Genomic DNA, 16,266 nt, shown 5'->3' with positions numbered 1-16,266 from the left:
GACGCATCAAATTATTAAAGATTGGAAATCTCATTTAACGTTAAGCCGGTAAATTTCGCTATGTCCTCAACGGGCAAACCGCTGGATTTTAAGTTGCGGGCGATGTCAAGGGCTTTTTTCCTCTCGCCTTCCGCTCTTCCTTCCGCTCTTCCTTCCGCTCTCCCTCGTGCCTCTCCCCGGGTTTCTCCTTTTTGTTCGGCGGTATTGATTACATTATTTAAATCCCGGAAAACTTTCAAGCTTTCCTCGTATTCCACCAGTTCGTTTTTGTTGAATTTAGCGATCTCGGCTACACGAAAAACCCGTTCGAAGATACGTTCTTGTAGTGCAACAGGGCGTTCCATTAACCGGGGTAGATTTTTGAGCACGTACATCCACTTGTCAAACAAGGTTTCCAATTCTGTTTCCGTTTTCGTGAATTTTGGCATCTCGAGGTAAATGAACGTGAGTTTGTCGTAGAACACTTCCTTTTTGTTGATGTCCATTAATTTGATCTCGTGATGATAATAATTCTCGTCTTCCCGGTTTTCGTCGAAAACGAAGTTCAGTATACCTATGGTATAGACGGCTTTCAACTTGTAGTCCCATTCTCCGCGTAGGGCTTGTTCCCGGATGGGGAAAGTGGAATAGAAAACGCTCCTATCCTTGAAGAATTGTTGTTCGGCTTTTTGCATCTCGACGATGAACTTCTCACCCTTGTCGTTTTCGCAGTAAACATCGAACACGGCTTTCCTGTCTTTTTCCAGAACTCCCAAGTGTTCATTTCGTAAATAAGTAATATCCACGATGTGTTGTTCCTCGTGCAACAAGGCATTGAGGAAACTGATCAATAAATCTTTACTGATCTCGTTCCCGAACAACCGTTTGAAACCGAAGTCGGTGTAGGGGTTCACGTAACGCTCTTTTAAGTAATCTATGCCCATGGTAATTTCTGTTTATATCACAAATATAGTATTTTTTATTCGATTTGCAAAGGAGAAACAGAGCGGAGGTAGGTATTAACCCGAAAATTGATTATCTTTGCAGGCTCAAATTTTTTGGAGTAAGAACGTGTTATATAATAGATTGATAATAAAGATACAAATATAGACTATGGGTTTACAGTGTGGAATAGTCGGTTTGCCAAACGTGGGAAAGTCGACACTATTTAATTGCTTGAGTAATGCCAAGGCGCAATCGGCGAATTTTCCCTTTTGCACGATCGAGCCGAACGTGGGAGTAATCACGGTGCCGGACGAACGGCTGAATAAGCTGGTTGAGTTGGTGCAACCTCAAAACGTGGTGCCTGCCGTGGTGGAGATCGTGGATATTGCCGGGTTGGTGAAAGGAGCCAGTAAGGGCGAAGGGTTAGGTAACAAATTTTTATCCAATATCCGGGAAACGGATGCTATCATTCACGTGTTGCGTTGTTTTGACGATGATAATATCGTGCACGTGGACGGTAAGGTAGATCCCATTCGGGATAAGGAAACGATTGACACGGAATTGCAATTGAAAGACTTGGAAACGGTGGAAAACCGTTTGGCGAAAGAGGAGAAAAAAGCGCAGACGGGAGGCGATGCCAAAGCCAAACGATTGGTGGAGGTGTTGCATCTTTATAAAGATGCCTTGGTGCAGGGGAAATCTGCCCGTTCCGTGCAGTTGAACGATTTGCAACAAGAGGTGGCGAGAGAGTTGATGTTGCTGACGAATAAACCGATACTGTACGTTTGTAACGTGGACGAGGCTTCCGTGGTGAAGGGCAATAAATACGTGGATATGGTGCGTGAGGCGGTGAAAGACGAGGGAGCAGAGGTACTGGTGATCGGTGCCGCTATCGAGGCGGATATTGCCGAGCTGGAAACCTACGAGGAAAAGCAACTTTTTTTGGAAGACTTGGGACTGGACGAGGCGGGAGTGAACAAGTTAATCCGTACGGCTTATAAATTGTTGAATCTGAGAACCTATTTCACGGCAGGCGTGAAAGAGGTGCGAGCGTGGACGTTCAAGAACGGTATGAAAGCCCCGCAAACCGCCGGAATTATACATACCGATTTCGAGAAAGGGTTTATCCGCGCGGAAGTAATTAAATATGATGATTTCGTTGCACTCGGTTCAGAGGCAAAATGCAAGGAAGCCGGAAAAATGTCCGTCGAGGGGAAAGATTACGTGGTGCAGGATGGTGATATGATGAATTTCCGGTTTAACGTCTGATATCCATATACTTCCCGTGATGCCGGGAGGGGATTCCTGTTGTACTTTTGGCACGGGAGAATCCGGGGATATCCTCGTGAAAGATGTAGTTTCCTGAAATTGGTTTACTCGATTTGATATTCAATAAATTAAAAAATGTAGTATTGTTGTAATCTACTGTTACAAGTTTACTTTAAATAAATGATACTTCCTATCAAAGGTTTACTTTCTTTTCCTTCTCCCGGGGAATTCCCCGGGAGAAGGAAAAATCGCCCGGCTCAAAACATTACCCTGGCAAATTTTTTCATTTTGTCCTTGTAGGCTTGCTCCGGCACTTGACAACAAACGGCCAGGTGTGGTCTTTTCTTGTTGTATATTTCAATCACCCTCTTGACGTGTTTCCTGGCGTCATGAATATCCTTCAACGGGATATCGTTCAACCATTCTCTCTTTAAAATCCCGTTCACCCTCTCGGCGATAGCGTTATCGTATGGAGAGCCGTCCTGGGTGACGCTGACACGTATCCCGTGCAATTTCAATATCCCCGTGTACAAGGCCGAACAATATTGACCGCCCCTGTCAGAATGATGGATCAAGTCCTTGAAAGAGCCGTGTTCTCCGGTCTCTAGGGCATGGTACAAGGCTTTGACCGGACCAGACGAATCCAGAGTCGGGTGTACATCCCAGCCCATGATCCGCCTCGAGTAAGCGTCCGTCACCAGGGAAAGGTAAACAAAACCTTTGCCCGTCGACAGGTAAGTGATATCGCTAACCCATACTTGGTTAGAGCGCTCGACTCGAGAGCCTTTCACCAGGTTCGGGTACTGGTGACGCCACGCGCGGGAATCCGTGGTAATGACGCGATACTTCTTCATTTTTACCATCAAGTCATGCCGGTGAAGCAAACGGGAAAGCCAATCACGACCAACCATCAAACCGTTACCCGTTAGCATCCGCCACAACTTCAGAACCCCCAAACGAGGCAAATCACGACGGATCTCTTCAACAATGGAAAGAACGTAACGTTCACGTTCTTCCTCGTCGTTACTCGAGCGAAGGCTCTTGTAATAAGCCTGCTTGCTGTAACCTAGCGAGTTGCACAGGTATGCTGTCATCGCTTTGCCCTCCCGAGCTTTTTGGCGGTCACTAATCCCGCTAATAACATCTCCTCGTAGTTTTTTTTTACATCCACGTGAAGACGGTCTTTAGCTAACTCAAGCATCAGCTCGTAAGCTTCTACAAGTACCTTTTGTTTCTCTAACTCCTCGCGTAAGTGTTCCAGTTCTTGAACTTCCTTGTCTGTCATTGATAATAAAGTTTTAGGATCATGCACTGGTAAAGATAAGCGTTTATAACTTGCTTCCGACATCACTCGGGGTTTATATTTAGTCAACCATCCATGGAAGGTAGAAGAACTGACATCATACTTGCTTAAAACCTCCGCGTAATCTAGTTCCTCGATCAAACGATCACGAACTGCCGACAATTTTACCCGAACGGGGAAATGACGATGTTTGATAATTTTTGCTAATTCTGACATTGGTTTACTATGGTTTACAGTAAACTTTTTTCAGGGTAATACAAGAAGAGATAAGGGTGTAATAAGGGATCAAAGACGTTACACCTTCGATACAAAGACGTTTCAAAGACGTTCGTGAACGTCTTTGAAACGTCTTTGATCAGAAAATGAAAGAAGCGTGTTGCCTGTCTTCATCTTTATCTCTTCTTTATTTCTTCTTGTCTTTTTCTTGTCCGGTTATATAAATGGGTATTGCTCTTTACTTTATGAACTTTTTTTTTGTCATATTGGGCTTAATAGACTATCTTTGCCTGTATATCTAAAATGAGATTACTATGGAAATGCTGGTAACCAGAAAGCTCCCGATCGGGATACAGACATTCGAGAACATTCGTACGGCTAATTATTTGTATGTCGACAAGACAGCACTCGTGTGGCGGATAGCCAACACGGGAAAACCCTACTTCTTCAGTCGTCCGCGACGTTTTGGGAAAAGTTTGTTGCTCTCGACCTTCGAGGCTTATTTTTCCGGGCGGAAAGATTTGTTCGAAGGGTTAGCGATAGAGGGAATGGAGAAGGAGTGGAACGTGCATCCCGTGTTTCATCTTGACTTGAATGCCGAGAAGTATGACAGGCCGGAAGGATTGTATTCTATCCTCGATAGGTACCTGAAGATGTGGGAAGCCCGCTGGGGAAAAGACGAGGGAGAAACAACCCCGTCAGGACGTTTTTTCGAGGTTATCCGTCGTGCTTACGAGCAATCCGGTCGTGAAGTTGTCGTGCTTATTGACGAGTATGATAAGCCGCTTCTGCAGGCACTCGGGAGAGATGATGCTTTGCTCGCGAATTACCGTGACTCGTTGAAAGCTTTCTATGGTGTACTCAAGAGTGCCGACCGCTACTTGCGGTTCGTGTTCCTCACCGGGGTGACGAAGTTTTCGCAAATCAGCGTGTTCAGCGATCTCAACCAGTTGAATGATATTAGCATGGACTATAATTATGCCACGCTTTGCGGTATCACTCTTGAAGAATTGAAAGAAAACTTCCAGCCGGAAATAGCCCAATTGGCAGCCATCAACGGCGTGACAACCAATGATATATTGACGAAAATGACAGCGCTGTACGACGGCTATCATTTTCACCCGAGGGGAGAGGGAATGTTCAACCCGTTCAGCGTGCTGAACACGTTCTACAAGCAAGAGTTCGGCAGCTATTGGTTCCAGACCGGAACGCCGACCTTCCTAGTGGAGTTGTTGAAGAAGAGTGATTATGACTTGCGCGAGTTGCTGGACGGCGTGGAAGCCCCGGCTTCTTCTTTCACCGAGTACCGGGTGAATGCCGACAACCCGATTCCCCTGATCTTTCAGAGCGGTTACCTGACGATCAAGGATTATGACAAAGAGTTTCAGACATATACGTTAGCTTTCCCGAATGACGAGGTGAAGTATGGTTTCATAGATTTCCTCGTTCCTTTCTACACTTCTTTGGCGGAGGAAGAGCGAGGGTTTTATATCGGTAAATTTGTTCAAGAACTCCGTGTCGGCAATGTCGATGCCTTCATGAAACGGTTGCGGGCATTCTTTGCCGATTTCCCTTACGAGTTGAATACCCGCACCGAGCGTCATTATCAAGTCGTGTTTTACCTCGTCTTCAAGTTAATGGGACAATTCACGGAAGCCGAGGTGCGCAGTGCCCGGGGACGGGCGGATGCCGTGGTAAAAACACCCAAGTACATATACGTGTTCGAGTTCAAACTTGACGGTTCTGCCGAACAGGCTTTGCAACAGATTGACGATAAAGGTTATCTCCTGCCTTACGCTGTTGATGGTCGGGAACTCGTGAAGGTCGGCGTTGATTTCAATGCCGCGGAGCGCAATATCGGGAACTGGATTTATTGATTCTCTTCAATTTCTCTGTTCGCCACGTAATTGCGCCATTTCTCGATAAGCTGTTGCATATCTCGCGGGACTTCCGAGTTGAAGTCCATCCATTCGCCGGTGGCGGGATGCTCGAAGCCGAGAGTTTTGGCGTGTAAGGCTTGACGGGGACAGGTGGTGAAACAGTTTTGCACGAATTGTTTGTATTTCGTGAATGTAGTTCCTTTCAGTATCTCGTTGCCGCCGTATTCGGGATCATTGAACAGGGGATGTTTGATTGATTTAAAATGTGCCCGTATCTGGTGGGTACGTCCGGTTTCCAGCACGCACTCGACTACATTCACGTAGCCAAGGCGTTCCAGTACGCGGTAGTGGGTGACGGCATGCTTGCCGTAGTCGCTGCCCTCGGGGAAGACGCCCATCACTTTCCGGTTGGAGATGCTCCTGCCGATATTACCGATGATCGTTCCGGTTTCCTCGTCCAGATTACCCCAGCACACGGCGACATATTTCCTGCTCGATGTCTTGTGAAAGAATTGGGACGCCAGTTTGGTTTTGGCTTCTTCCGTCTTCGCGATGACAAGCAAACCGGAGGTATCCTTGTCTATCCGGTGTACCAGTCCCGGTCGGGGATCGTTTTCCTTGAATAGCGGGTTGCCTTTCAAGTGCCACGCGAGGGCGTTCACGAGAGTGCCCGTGTAATGCCCGTACGAGGGATGTACCACCATGCCCGGCTCTTTGTTGATAACCAGCAGGTAATCGTCCTCATAAACGATGCGGAGCGGTATATCTTCCGGGATAACACGGATTTCCCGTTTCGGGTGAGGCAACATCAAGGTCACGAGGTCTTTCGGCTTCACCCGGTAATTTGATTTCACGGGTTTGCCGTTTACCTGTACGCATTGGGCTTCTGCCGCCTCTTGTATCTTGGTGCGCGACACGTTTGGCAGACGGTCTACCAGAAAACGGTCGATGCGCAATAAATTCTGTCCGGGATCGACTTCCAGACGGAAATGTTCGTAACTTTCCTGTTCCTGCTCCGGTTCGTCCTCGCTTAATTCTTCAAGCTCTTCTAATTCTTCTTCTATCATGGTAATTGCTCCTCGATGGACAGGGAGTCCAGTGCCGTTATTTTTTGTGCGTCTTTCGTGAGGTAGAGTTTTATGTCCCCCCCCATTTGCATGGTCATGTTTTCTTCCGCCTCGGGTTCTTGCTGGTATATGATTGCCGTCATCCGGTCGGCTTCCGTTCTCACGGTGTTGTCGGGGATGATCTCTCCGATATTCAGAAAAGCGTATAACGTGATGTTTCTTGCTTCGGCGAGCGTTTTGCCGAGCAGATAGGGTATGGCTACTTGATTGTTGGGGGTATTGCCGTTACCCAGCACGATATCCACGGTTTCTCCTTTCTGGAGAATCGTGTCGGGTTGCAACACGGTTCCTTTATACTTGAAATCAAGCACGAGATTCCTGTAATTTGACGGGGCATATTCGATTCTGCCGATGTTCAGACCGAGGTTGCGCAAGCGCTGTAACGACTGCCGGAACGCGGTGTTCCGCAAATTGGGAAATATCACTTTCTCCGGAGCGTTGGCGTTGATCGTCAGTTGTATCGCGCGGTTGTTTTTTACACGGGAGTTCGGGGCAGGGAATTGCTCCACTACCGTGCCCGGTTTCGCGTTGTTGTCGTAAATCGAATCCACGACAACGATTTGTAATTTCTTTTCTTTGGCGAACGGGGCAGCCTCTGTCGGGGTGAGTCCCCGCAATTCCGGTACGGCGATGTAATAACCGTGGTTCGTGTATTTATCCAGTTGTTTCAGCACGATATACCCGATCACGAACAACAAGATTGCCGCCACGACAAGGTTGACGAGTAAAACGATAATATGTCCTTTTTTGAAGAAACTCATGCGGTTTATAAAGTTTATAAAGTTTATAAGGTTTATAAAGTTTATAAGGTTTATAAAGTTTGCGGTCACGTAGAGTAAATCGCGAAACGTTTACTACCTTTATCCTGCAAAAATAAGAGAGATTTTTCAATTATCACTACTATTTTACTATTTTTGCTCGGAAAATAAGTATTCAAAAGATGGTAAGATTTGCATTTTTACTCCTGTTGGTATGCGTTTCAGGATATATTAACGCGCAAGAAGTCAAGATAGAGAAGTCAAAGGAATTGATCGTGATTGGTGGAAAATCTTTTTATCTGCACACGGTTCAACCCAAACAGACGCTTTTTTCTATTTGTAAGGCTTATGGGGTGGCGGTCGACGAGGTGAAAGCCTTGAACGGGAAGAAAGATAACGCCCTCTCCGTGGGCGAGGTATTGCAGATACCTCACGTGGAGCCTTTTAAACGGGTGGACGACAAGTATTACTATCATAAGATGCGTCCGAAGGAGACGTTGTATTCTCTTTCCAAGAAATTCGGGATCAAGTTGAAACGGATATTGAAGGAGAACCCGGAGTACGACGTGAGCCGACCGATAGCCGAAGGGGCTGTGGTGCGCCTGCCGTTGCGTCAGATTGACCGGGGCGTGTTGGAAGCCGAATTACGCTGGCTCGATCGTCAGGAACAGGAGGCGGCACGGCAGAAACAAGAGGAGGAGAAACACGTTGCTCTCTACCCTCCGGCACGCGATTCCTTGGAGGGGATGATGCAACAGGTGGTAGGTGATACCACTTACGTGATTCCGGAGCGGAATTACGAGCGTCGGCACGTGAAAGTGGCTCTTTTGTTGCCTTTGTCTGTGAAAGATAATAAGTTACCATTTACTCCGGAGGAGATTCCGGTGGACACGACGGGGGTGAATATTCGTAATGAAAGGTGGCGTTTGAGTGATAAGTCTACCCAGTTCCTGCAATTTTATGAAGGATTTTTAATGGCGGCGGATAGTTTGAAACGACAAGGCTACACGATTGATATACATGTCTATGATACGGAGCGTGACGCTAACGCCACACAGGCGGTGATCGGGGAGTTGAACGGGTTATCGCCCGATTTGATCGTGGGTCCCGTTTACGCGAACACGTATAAGTTAGTTGCCGAGCAGCTCCAAAACAGGGTGATCCCCATGATTTATCCCCTCTCGGCGAGAAGTGGGGAATTGTCCCGCTTTCCGAATTTTGTACAGATGAATATTTCCACGCCTTCGCTGGTGGAGGAAATGGCGGATTGGGTTGCCGCTAACGCTCATGGAGCTCATTTGATTCATATCATTCCGGATGGTAATGCCCGTGCCGGGGAGGTGAATCGTTTGCCGGCACTCGTGCGTGCCCGTATGCAGGGTGAGATTGGCGAGCCGATGCTCGATTACCAGTGGCATCCGCGAATGCACGTGGATTCCGTACGCCGGATGTTGCGACCGGACGTGGAGAATATCATCCTTTTCCCGACAGTCAACGAGGCGGCAGCGAGTCGTGTATTGCCCGTGTTATCCGCCTTGAGTGATCATTACCGTATTACCGTGATCGGTTTCCCGGAGTGGTTGAAGTTCACTTCTATTGATGAGGAAATGTTCTACAAGTTGAACGTGAAGGTGATGATGAATAGTTACGTGGATTACCAGAACGAGGATGCCCAAGCGTTTTCCGCGAAGCACAGGGAGTATTTTCATTCCGAACCGAATAATATCGCGAACCGGGCATTCGATATGGCCATGTATTTTATTCCGCTAGTGGAGAGAGAGAGAACGAACACGCTGAACACGCTGCGTAACAGGGAGGATGACGGGATGTTTACCCGCTTCCGTTTCCGTCCGATAAGTGATTTCGGCGGGTTGGAGAACCGTGGATTGTATTTGATTCATTATAGTTCCAAGTATAATATTGTGGTAACTCCGTTAAGGGGAAAGTAAGTTTATAAGGTTTATAGACCCCTGCGGGGCGCTTTGTTCACGGCAACGTGTGTTGCCGATATGATTATCTAAAGGATATTTCGGACTTTATAAACCTTATAAACTTTACAGACCAAAGAGCCGAAGGCTCGAAAGCGGCATCCTTTTTGATAAGAATAAAGAAGTTTGAAATTGCTAAATTAACCCTGCCATGTCAGAATCTATAACTTATACGATAATCCAAAGAAAATACAGAGCGTTATTAAAATCTTGTAAAAATCTTGTTTCTGCCGAGGATGTACGGTTGATACGTAAGGCATTCGACACCGCTATGAGCAGCGAGGTGAACGTGAAAGGAGTGACGGAGGAGGAACTCGTCCGCTTGATGGATATCGGGATGATTATCACGTCCGAGATCGGACTGGGACGTACTTCGATTATCTGTCTGGTGTTGCGGCGGGTGGTGGAGTCCGGGGGATTGAAGATTGAACAGGTGAAAGCCGTTTTTGGTGACAAGGTGGCACAAATCTTGTCCGGGTTGCATGACATCAGCCGTATTTATGCCACACATCGGGTGGTGGATTCCGATAATTTCCGGAAGTTACTGCTAAGTTTTGCCGAGGATGTGCGGGTGCAGTTGATCTTTTTGGCAGAGAAACTGTATGACTTGCGTCATGCCGACGGTTTGCGTCCCGAGCAACAGCGGGAATTAGCTCGCGAAACAAGTTATATCTATATCCCGTTCGCTCACCGGTTGGGATTGTATAATATCAAATCGGAGATGGAGGATCGAGCCTTGCGTTATAGCGAACCGGAGGTGTACAAGGAGATTTCCTTGAAACTGGAAGGTAGCCGGGAGGCACGCGAGAAGTATATTAACGAGTTTATCGCCCCGATTGTCGAGGAGTTCAATAACCGCGGGGTCAAGTTCAAGGTGAAGTGGCGGACGAAGACCATTGCCTCGATCCTGAACAAGATGCGGAAGAAACAGGTGGAGTTCGAGGAAATATACGATATTTTTGCCGTGCGCTTTATCTTGGAGAGTAGCGGGGCGGAGGAGAAGGCGGATTGTTGGCGAGCCTATTCTATCGTGGCGGACAAGTACACGCCCAACCCGCAACGTTTGCGGGATTGGATTTCCGTGCCGAAATCCAACGGGTACGAATCGTTGCAGACGACCGTGCTGGGACCGAAGAATCGTTGGGTGGAGGTGCAGATTCGCACGGAACGCATGGATGAAGTGGCGGAAAAGGGATTTGCCGCCCACTGGAAATACAAAGGCGGTTCTTCGGACAAGGCGATTGAAGAGTGGCTGACCGAGTTGCGCGAGATACTGGAGAGTTCCGATGTCGGTGCTGTCGATATGCTCGACGATATCAAGATTAATTTGCAGGATAAGGAAGTACACGTGTTCACCCCGGCAGGGGATTTGAAGACGTTGCCGGCAGGGGCTACTTTGTTGGACTTCGCCTACGCGATACACACGGGAGTGGGTTCCCGTTGCGTGGGGGGGAAGGTGAACCAGCGGAACGAGACGCTGCGTTACGTGTTGAAGAACGGCGATCAAGTTGCTATTCTTACCTCGAATAATCAGCAGCCGAGTGCCGATTGGTTGAATATAGCGATTACCTCGAAAGCCCGTAATAAAATCCGGCAGTTTCTGACCGAACATTCCCGCGCGCAAGCGACGCTGGGAAAGGAGATGCTGGCTCGCCGTTTTAAAAACTGGAAGTTGGAGTTGACCGACGAGGTAATCCACCGCCTGCAACAACATTATAAATATAAGTTCGCTATTGATCTCTATCAAGCCATTGCCGAGGAGAAACTTGATATGGCGGGAATCAAGGAATTTATTACCAAGCCGAAAGAGGAGGAACGGGCTGCAACCACTCCCCGGGAGGAAGTGCAGGTGATGCCCACCCGCCCGATTAGCGAGGATGTGTTGTTAATCGACCGGAACGTGGATAACGTGGTCTACAAGTTCGCGCAGTGTTGCAACCCCGTGTTCGGTGACGATATTATCGGTTTCGTTTCCATCGGGCAGGGTATCAAGATTCATCGGGCAGAGTGCAAGAACGCCCTCGACCTGCAACGCCGTTATCCTTACCGCATCGTGCAGGCGGCGTGGACAAAGGCGGGCTCAACGTCTTATCAGACCGTTTTGAGTATCGTGGGACGGGAGGATGCCGGGATGGTAACTAAAATTACCGAGGTGATCTCGAAAGACCCGAAGATCAGTTTGCGCGGCTTGTCTATCAATTCGAGTGAAGGGTTATTTGACGGGCAAATCACCGTGTTGGTAAGTGACACGGATCATCTGGCGCAGTTGATTTCCCGTTTGAAACGGATTCAAGGAGTCATTCGGGTGTATCGTCAAGATTCGGTGAAGGAATAAGCCTGAAAGAATATCTATATTTGTTTTATGGTTGGGCAATCTGTTCTTAACTCTTGCCTAACCTCATGAACGTATCATGGACGTATCATGAACGTAGCATAGACGTAAATTTGCGTTTATGCTACGTTCATGGTGTGTATATACAAGATTTTTGTGGTTAGGCAACGATTATGCAATGAACATTCAAATGTTTACAAGAAGTCATTGTATCTATTTGATAATTTGTTCTTTCGTTAATTTATTTATGAATTAATAAATGATCGTTTAATGCGATGCAAATATACATCATTTTTATTTTCCGCAAACTTTTTTGATTAGTTTTTTGGTTCTCTCAATTAGATATTTAGTTTTTTGTCGATTATTCATAAGTGCTTTTTTTGACCGTGTCATTAAACGATGGTTTTTTGATATAAAATATTGTTTAGTGAAACAGCTTTCGTGCATCTATAATGAATATCACTGTTTAAGTGGGGTGTGTGGAACACATGGCAATAAATCAGGACCGGTAACAGGGTTAGTGCGCGAAGCGTGTCCGGTCTGCTGATAGAATAAAACAATGACATGATCGAGGAGAAAAAAATACACTGGTATGTCGCTTACACGCGGGTGAATCAAGAATTACTGATCAAGAAGAAATTGGACGAATTGGGAATCGAGAATTTTCTCCCGCTGGAGGAAGAGGTGCGGGATACGCCGCTTGGGCGGAAGATCATTCGAGTACTTTTGATTCACGGTATGATTTTTATCCGTACGGATAAGGTGACGAGTTTCTCCTTAATTAACGAGCATTCACTGAATATCGTTTACTTGAAAGATTTAGAAGGACGTCGTTCCTTGATCGTTCCCGACAAGCAAATGGAAGATTTCATGTTCCTGCTGGATTTCTCTCTTGATGGTATCGAGATATTGAATAAAGACCTCAAGCGAGGTGATCGGGTTCGGGTTATCAAAGGCCCCTTGCAGGGGCTGGTGGGAGAACTGGTGCGCCTGAGGGGGCACAAGCGGGTAGTGATTCGTTTGGAGGGAGTGGTGTCAATCGCCACGTCTTACATCCCGGGTTCTTTTCTGGAAAGAATAGAGTAAAACAAAAGGATTAATTTAAGATTTATGAATTATGAATTACGATTTATGATTTAAGAAAGTGCCAACAAGTACAATTAAAATCATAAATCTAAAATCGTAAATCAAAAAATACAAATGGAAAAAGGTTTATTTCACGATTTGTACAAGCGATTGGAGGAGCTTGACGTTCGGTCATATCCCCCGGGGCAGTTGTCGGGCTTGTTACACGGTTACCTGACGGTGTATTCTATGGTACGGGTATACCCGTGGTTGGAGAATGATTTCGGCACCCCCGGTGATATTCACGAGCGAGCGAAATCGATCGTTCACTTGTTCCCGAGGCAATTGAGAAACGAGGATGTCCCCATCGATACCCGTGCCGGTTACGCGGCGGACATGATGGATGTCTATCAGGTGTACTCGGATTTGGGTTACTTGAGAAACGGTTTGGATGCGGCGTACCGGATTTTTGCGGCACGGGGGAATGGTAAGATCGCGTTGCCTTGCCGTACTCCGAATGTTTGTCGTTTATTGTGCAATTGTTACTATTTTGCCGGGGACGAGGAATGTGGAGAACTTGCCGGACGATTGGTAACAGAGGTGTTGGGGTATACGCGGGGCGGAAACCGTGGAATGTTGTTATCTTGGTGGGATGCTATTTGTTTGTATGATGACGTTGTAGGTGCGATGGAGTTGCCGTTGGAAGAACACGTGCGATTCGGGGAAGAGCGTGCGCGTTTGGTTGTCACCGTGAGGCAAGAGGAGGAGGAGATTGTTAAACGATTCCTGCAATCGCGGGAGAATGATTTTGATGTTACAGTAAAAGTGTTTAATATACTTGCAAAGCGGGAGTTCGCCGCTTGCAACGAGAGATATACCGGGTAACGCAACCCCCGGTAACAGCGTCTCCCTCGACGGTACTTCATAGGCCGGATCAAGCTATTAATACCGGAGGGGACGCTTCTTTAAACTTTTAGAGAATAAGAAGCCTTATCATTTTATAAATGGAAAATTTGATAAACGAGGTATCCAAGTACTTGGTTGAAAGGAAAAGATACGTGAGTTATAAGGTGATTCTTTTGGCGGATGTTTATTTGTCGCTTACTAGTTCGCTTGTGTCGCTTTTTTTTATTGATAGTTTTATCGCGGATCTGTCTTGGTCGGCTTATGCCACGGTACTGTTCGCGGGAGGGGTGACGACTTTTTTAGTTTTTTGGCTCTCGGGAACGAGTAAGAACATCATCCGTCACGCGTCAATGAAAAGTATGGGGAGATTGTGTTTCGCCATACTTTTGAGCGATATTCTTTTAGGAGGAGTGCTTTTTTTGTCCGGTTGGTGCTTGTTCGGCCATCATCTTTTTGCTTTTTGCTTGCTTGATTTTCTCGTGACAACAGTAGTTTTAAGCGGTTTTCGCGTAACGCTGGTACTGGTTTACGATTACGCGATTTCACGGGATGTTTCGGGTAAAAGCCGTGTATTGGTTTACGGGAGCGGGGATAAAAGTGTTGCACTCAAGAAGCGGATGTACACGAGTAAACACTATCAAGTAGTGGGGTTCGTGAACCCGGAGAGGTACTTGAAGTCCTGCGTGATATCCGATTTGCCGGTTTGTTATTTCGAGGACGAGGAAAATTTTTCCCGTTTCGTGAAGAAATATAACATTAACGCGTTGTTGTATCCCTCGCACGAGGAGGCTCGTCGGGAGGCGGATCGTTTGGTGCGTTTTTGTTCGGATTGCGGATTGAAAAATTTAGTGACGCCTCCGGTTGACGTGCTGGGCGATGGATTGAAGAAGACTATCGTTCGTGAAATACGGGTTGAGGATTTACTGGGGCGTGAAGAGATCAAGATAAACACGCGGGAGTGTGCTGAAAATTTTGCCGACAAGGTGGTAATGGTCACGGGAGCGGCGGGCAGTATCGGTAGCGAGTTGTGCCGCCAATTGACGATTTTGGGTGTGGGGCATTTGATCCTGTTTGATAACGCGGAAACCCCGATGCACGAGTTCCGCATGGAACTGGAAAGGAATTTTCCGGGTTTGAAGTTTAGCCCTTTTATCGGGGATGTCCGTCAGAAGGAACGTTTGCGAATGGCTTTTGAAAAGTATCGTCCGGCGGTGGTTTTCCATGCCGCGGCTTACAAGCATGTTCCTTTGATGGAGGAGAATCCCTGCGAGGCGGTGCGGGTAAACGTGATTGGGTCGAGGTTGGTAGCGGACTTTTGCGTGGAGTACGGGGTGGAAATGATGGTGATGATTTCGACGGACAAGGCGGTGAACCCGACGAACGTGATGGGAGCCTCGAAGCGATTGGCTGAAATCTACGTGCAGAGTTTAGGATTGGCGATGGAACGGGGAGAGGTAGAGGGGAAGACACGTTTCGTGACCACTCGTTTCGGGAATGTGCTGGGGAGTAACGGTAGCGTGATTCCGTATTTTAGGAAACAAATCGAGCAAGGCGGTCCGGTAACGGTGACAGACCCGAGAATAACCCGTTACTTTATGACGATCCCCGAAGCTTGTCGGCTGGTGATGGAGGCGGCGGTCATGAGTGCGGGGAACCAGATCTTCGTTTTTGATATGGGTGAACCGGTGAAAATCGTAGACTTGGCGGAAAGGATGATTCGATTAGCCGGGTATATTCCGGGTGAAGATATTAAAATCAAGTTTATCGGGTTGCGTCCCGGGGAGAAACTGTACGAGGAAGTGTTGAGTAACGAGGAGAATACCCTCCCGACGGGACATGCCAAAATTCGGGTAGCGCGGGTGCGTGAATACAAGCGGAACGATATCCTGAAGGTTTACGATAAATTGGCAGAATTGGCCTTGGCGGTAAAGGTGGAGGATACGGTGCGGCTGATGAAACGGGTAGTGCCGGAGTTTAAGTCGAATAATTCGGAGTACGAGAGGTTGGATGTGAAATAGACGAGAGTTGAAAATTGAAAAATTAAGAGATGATAATAGCTGTGGATTTCGACGGTACGATCGTCGAGCATAAATATCCGGCAATCGGTAAGGAGCTTCCTTTCGCCATAGAGACATTAAAAAAGTTACAATCGGAACACCATAAGTTAATCTTATGGAGTGTACGCGAGGGCAAGCTTTTGGATGAGGCTGTTGCCTTCTGCCGTGATCGCGGCTTGGAGTTTTACGCCGTGAACCGTGATTATCCGGAGGAGGAGAAAGAGCAAAACAACCATTTCTCCCGCAAGTTGAAAGTAGACATCTTTATTGATGATCGTAATCTTGGCGGTCTCCCGGATTGGGGTATGATCTACGAGATGGTGAGCAAAAAACTTTCCTATGAGGATTTGATGCGCGAATACGAGTCGGAATACGAACCGAAGAAATCGAAAGGTCTTTTCTCTCGTTTGTTTCGTTAAATCCGCGTCATCTGTGTTCAAT

The 16,266-nt window shown here is 47.1% G+C and carries 13 protein-coding genes; 8 read left to right on the top strand and 5 right to left on the bottom strand.

The window, feature by feature from the left end:
- Positions 1-14: 14 nt before the first annotated feature.
- Positions 15-923, bottom strand: coding sequence for an Rpn family recombination-promoting nuclease/putative transposase (locus CS948_RS18295; RefSeq protein ID WP_099293455.1), 909 nt, complete (start codon positions 921-923; stop codon positions 15-17).
- Between the two features lie 169 nt (positions 924-1,092).
- Between CS948_RS18295 and ychF the strand changes: the two genes are divergently transcribed.
- A complete protein-coding gene (gene ychF / locus CS948_RS18290; RefSeq protein ID WP_099293453.1) occupies positions 1,093-2,193 on the top strand; it encodes a redox-regulated ATPase YchF in 1,101 nt (366 codons plus the stop codon).
- Between the two features lie 257 nt (positions 2,194-2,450).
- Here ychF and CS948_RS18285 read toward each other — a convergent pair whose 3' ends face one another.
- Both CS948_RS18285 and CS948_RS18280 read right to left on the bottom strand, forming a co-directional pair.
- Positions 2,451-3,287 (bottom strand): IS3 family transposase, encoded by an 837-nt coding sequence (locus CS948_RS18285; protein ID WP_099292250.1) that lies wholly within the window; start codon positions 3,285-3,287, stop codon positions 2,451-2,453.
- Entirely contained in the window at positions 3,284-3,712 is a 429-nt protein-coding gene (locus CS948_RS18280; RefSeq protein WP_099292555.1) for a hypothetical protein, read from the bottom strand. Before CS948_RS18280 ends, CS948_RS18285 begins: the two co-directional genes overlap by 4 nt.
- A gap of 314 nt (positions 3,713-4,026) precedes the next feature.
- On the opposite strand from CS948_RS18280, the gene CS948_RS18275 reads away from it, so the two are divergent.
- The gene (locus CS948_RS18275; RefSeq protein ID WP_099293451.1) at positions 4,027-5,589 is read left to right on the top strand and encodes an ATP-binding protein; all 1,563 of its coding nucleotides are present in this window, start codon (positions 4,027-4,029) and stop codon (positions 5,587-5,589) included.
- On the opposite strand, the gene CS948_RS18270 is transcribed toward CS948_RS18275, so the two are convergent.
- Together CS948_RS18270 and CS948_RS18265 are read right to left on the bottom strand one after the other, a co-directional pair.
- Complete coding sequence (locus CS948_RS18270; RefSeq protein WP_099293449.1) at positions 5,583-6,659, bottom strand: RluA family pseudouridine synthase; 1,077 nt, start codon at positions 6,657-6,659, stop codon at positions 5,583-5,585. The genes CS948_RS18275 and CS948_RS18270 overlap by 7 nt on opposite strands.
- On the bottom strand, positions 6,656-7,480 hold the full coding sequence (locus CS948_RS18265) for a PASTA domain-containing protein (protein ID WP_099293447.1): 825 nt from the start codon (positions 7,478-7,480) through the stop codon (positions 6,656-6,658). Before CS948_RS18265 ends, CS948_RS18270 begins: the two co-directional genes overlap by 4 nt.
- Before the next feature lie 179 nt (positions 7,481-7,659).
- Here CS948_RS18265 and CS948_RS18260 point away from each other — a divergent pair, with 179 nt between their 5' ends.
- The 6 genes from CS948_RS18260 (at position 7,660) to CS948_RS18235 (ending at position 16,244) form a co-directional block, all read left to right on the top strand.
- Positions 7,660-9,426 (top strand): LysM peptidoglycan-binding domain-containing protein, encoded by a 1,767-nt coding sequence (locus CS948_RS18260; protein WP_099293445.1) that lies wholly within the window; start codon positions 7,660-7,662, stop codon positions 9,424-9,426.
- Positions 9,427-9,616: 190 nt separating this feature from the next.
- Entirely contained in the window at positions 9,617-11,800 is a 2,184-nt protein-coding gene (locus tag CS948_RS18255; RefSeq protein ID WP_099293443.1) for a bifunctional (p)ppGpp synthetase/guanosine-3',5'-bis(diphosphate) 3'-pyrophosphohydrolase, read from the top strand.
- 561 nt (positions 11,801-12,361) lie between these two features.
- Positions 12,362-12,883, top strand: coding sequence for a UpxY family transcription antiterminator (locus CS948_RS18250; RefSeq protein ID WP_099293441.1), 522 nt, complete (start codon positions 12,362-12,364; stop codon positions 12,881-12,883).
- 114 nt (positions 12,884-12,997) lie between these two features.
- Entirely contained in the window at positions 12,998-13,747 is a 750-nt protein-coding gene (locus CS948_RS18245; RefSeq protein ID WP_099293439.1) for a hypothetical protein, read from the top strand.
- Positions 13,748-13,866: 119 nt separating this feature from the next.
- Positions 13,867-15,786 (top strand): nucleoside-diphosphate sugar epimerase/dehydratase, encoded by a 1,920-nt coding sequence (locus tag CS948_RS18240; RefSeq protein WP_099293437.1) that lies wholly within the window; start codon positions 13,867-13,869, stop codon positions 15,784-15,786.
- A 29-nt stretch (positions 15,787-15,815) separates the two neighbouring features.
- Entirely contained in the window at positions 15,816-16,244 is a 429-nt protein-coding gene (locus tag CS948_RS18235; protein WP_099293435.1) for a BT0820 family HAD-type phosphatase, read from the top strand.
- Positions 16,245-16,266: the final 22 nt, after the last annotated feature.

It is taken from the genome of Butyricimonas sp. Marseille-P3923, assembly GCF_900184685.1.
Classification (GTDB): domain Bacteria; phylum Bacteroidota; class Bacteroidia; order Bacteroidales; family Marinifilaceae; genus Butyricimonas; species Butyricimonas muris.
The sequence above is the reverse complement of the archived record's forward strand: the minus strand, read 5'-3'. Positions and strand labels throughout refer to the sequence as shown.

Excerpts from the sequence above, each read along its gene's own strand:
- CS948_RS18280 (WP_099292555.1), bottom strand. The coding sequence starts at position 3,712 with ATGTCAGAATTAGCAAAAATTATCAAACATCGTCATTTCCCCGTTCGG.
- CS948_RS18295 (WP_099293455.1), bottom strand. The coding sequence starts at position 923 with ATGGGCATAGATTACTTAAAAGAGCGTTACGTGAACCCCTACACCGAC.
- CS948_RS18270 (WP_099293449.1), bottom strand. The coding sequence starts at position 6,659 with ATGATAGAAGAAGAATTAGAAGAGCTTGAAGAATTAAGCGAGGACGAA.
- CS948_RS18265 (WP_099293447.1), bottom strand. The coding sequence starts at position 7,480 with ATGAGTTTCTTCAAAAAAGGACATATTATCGTTTTACTCGTCAACCTT.
- CS948_RS18275 (WP_099293451.1), top strand. The coding sequence starts at position 4,027 with ATGGAAATGCTGGTAACCAGAAAGCTCCCGATCGGGATACAGACATTC.
- CS948_RS18255 (WP_099293443.1), top strand. The coding sequence starts at position 9,617 with ATGTCAGAATCTATAACTTATACGATAATCCAAAGAAAATACAGAGCG.
- CS948_RS18245 (WP_099293439.1), top strand. The coding sequence starts at position 12,998 with ATGGAAAAAGGTTTATTTCACGATTTGTACAAGCGATTGGAGGAGCTT.
- CS948_RS18235 (WP_099293435.1), top strand. The coding sequence starts at position 15,816 with ATGATAATAGCTGTGGATTTCGACGGTACGATCGTCGAGCATAAATAT.
- ychF (WP_099293453.1), top strand. The coding sequence starts at position 1,093 with ATGGGTTTACAGTGTGGAATAGTCGGTTTGCCAAACGTGGGAAAGTCG.
- CS948_RS18250 (WP_099293441.1), top strand. The coding sequence starts at position 12,362 with ATGATCGAGGAGAAAAAAATACACTGGTATGTCGCTTACACGCGGGTG.
- CS948_RS18240 (WP_099293437.1), top strand. The coding sequence starts at position 13,867 with ATGGAAAATTTGATAAACGAGGTATCCAAGTACTTGGTTGAAAGGAAA.
- CS948_RS18260 (WP_099293445.1), top strand. The coding sequence starts at position 7,660 with ATGGTAAGATTTGCATTTTTACTCCTGTTGGTATGCGTTTCAGGATAT.
- CS948_RS18285 (WP_099292250.1), bottom strand. The coding sequence starts at position 3,287 with ATGACAGCATACCTGTGCAACTCGCTAGGTTACAGCAAGCAGGCTTAT.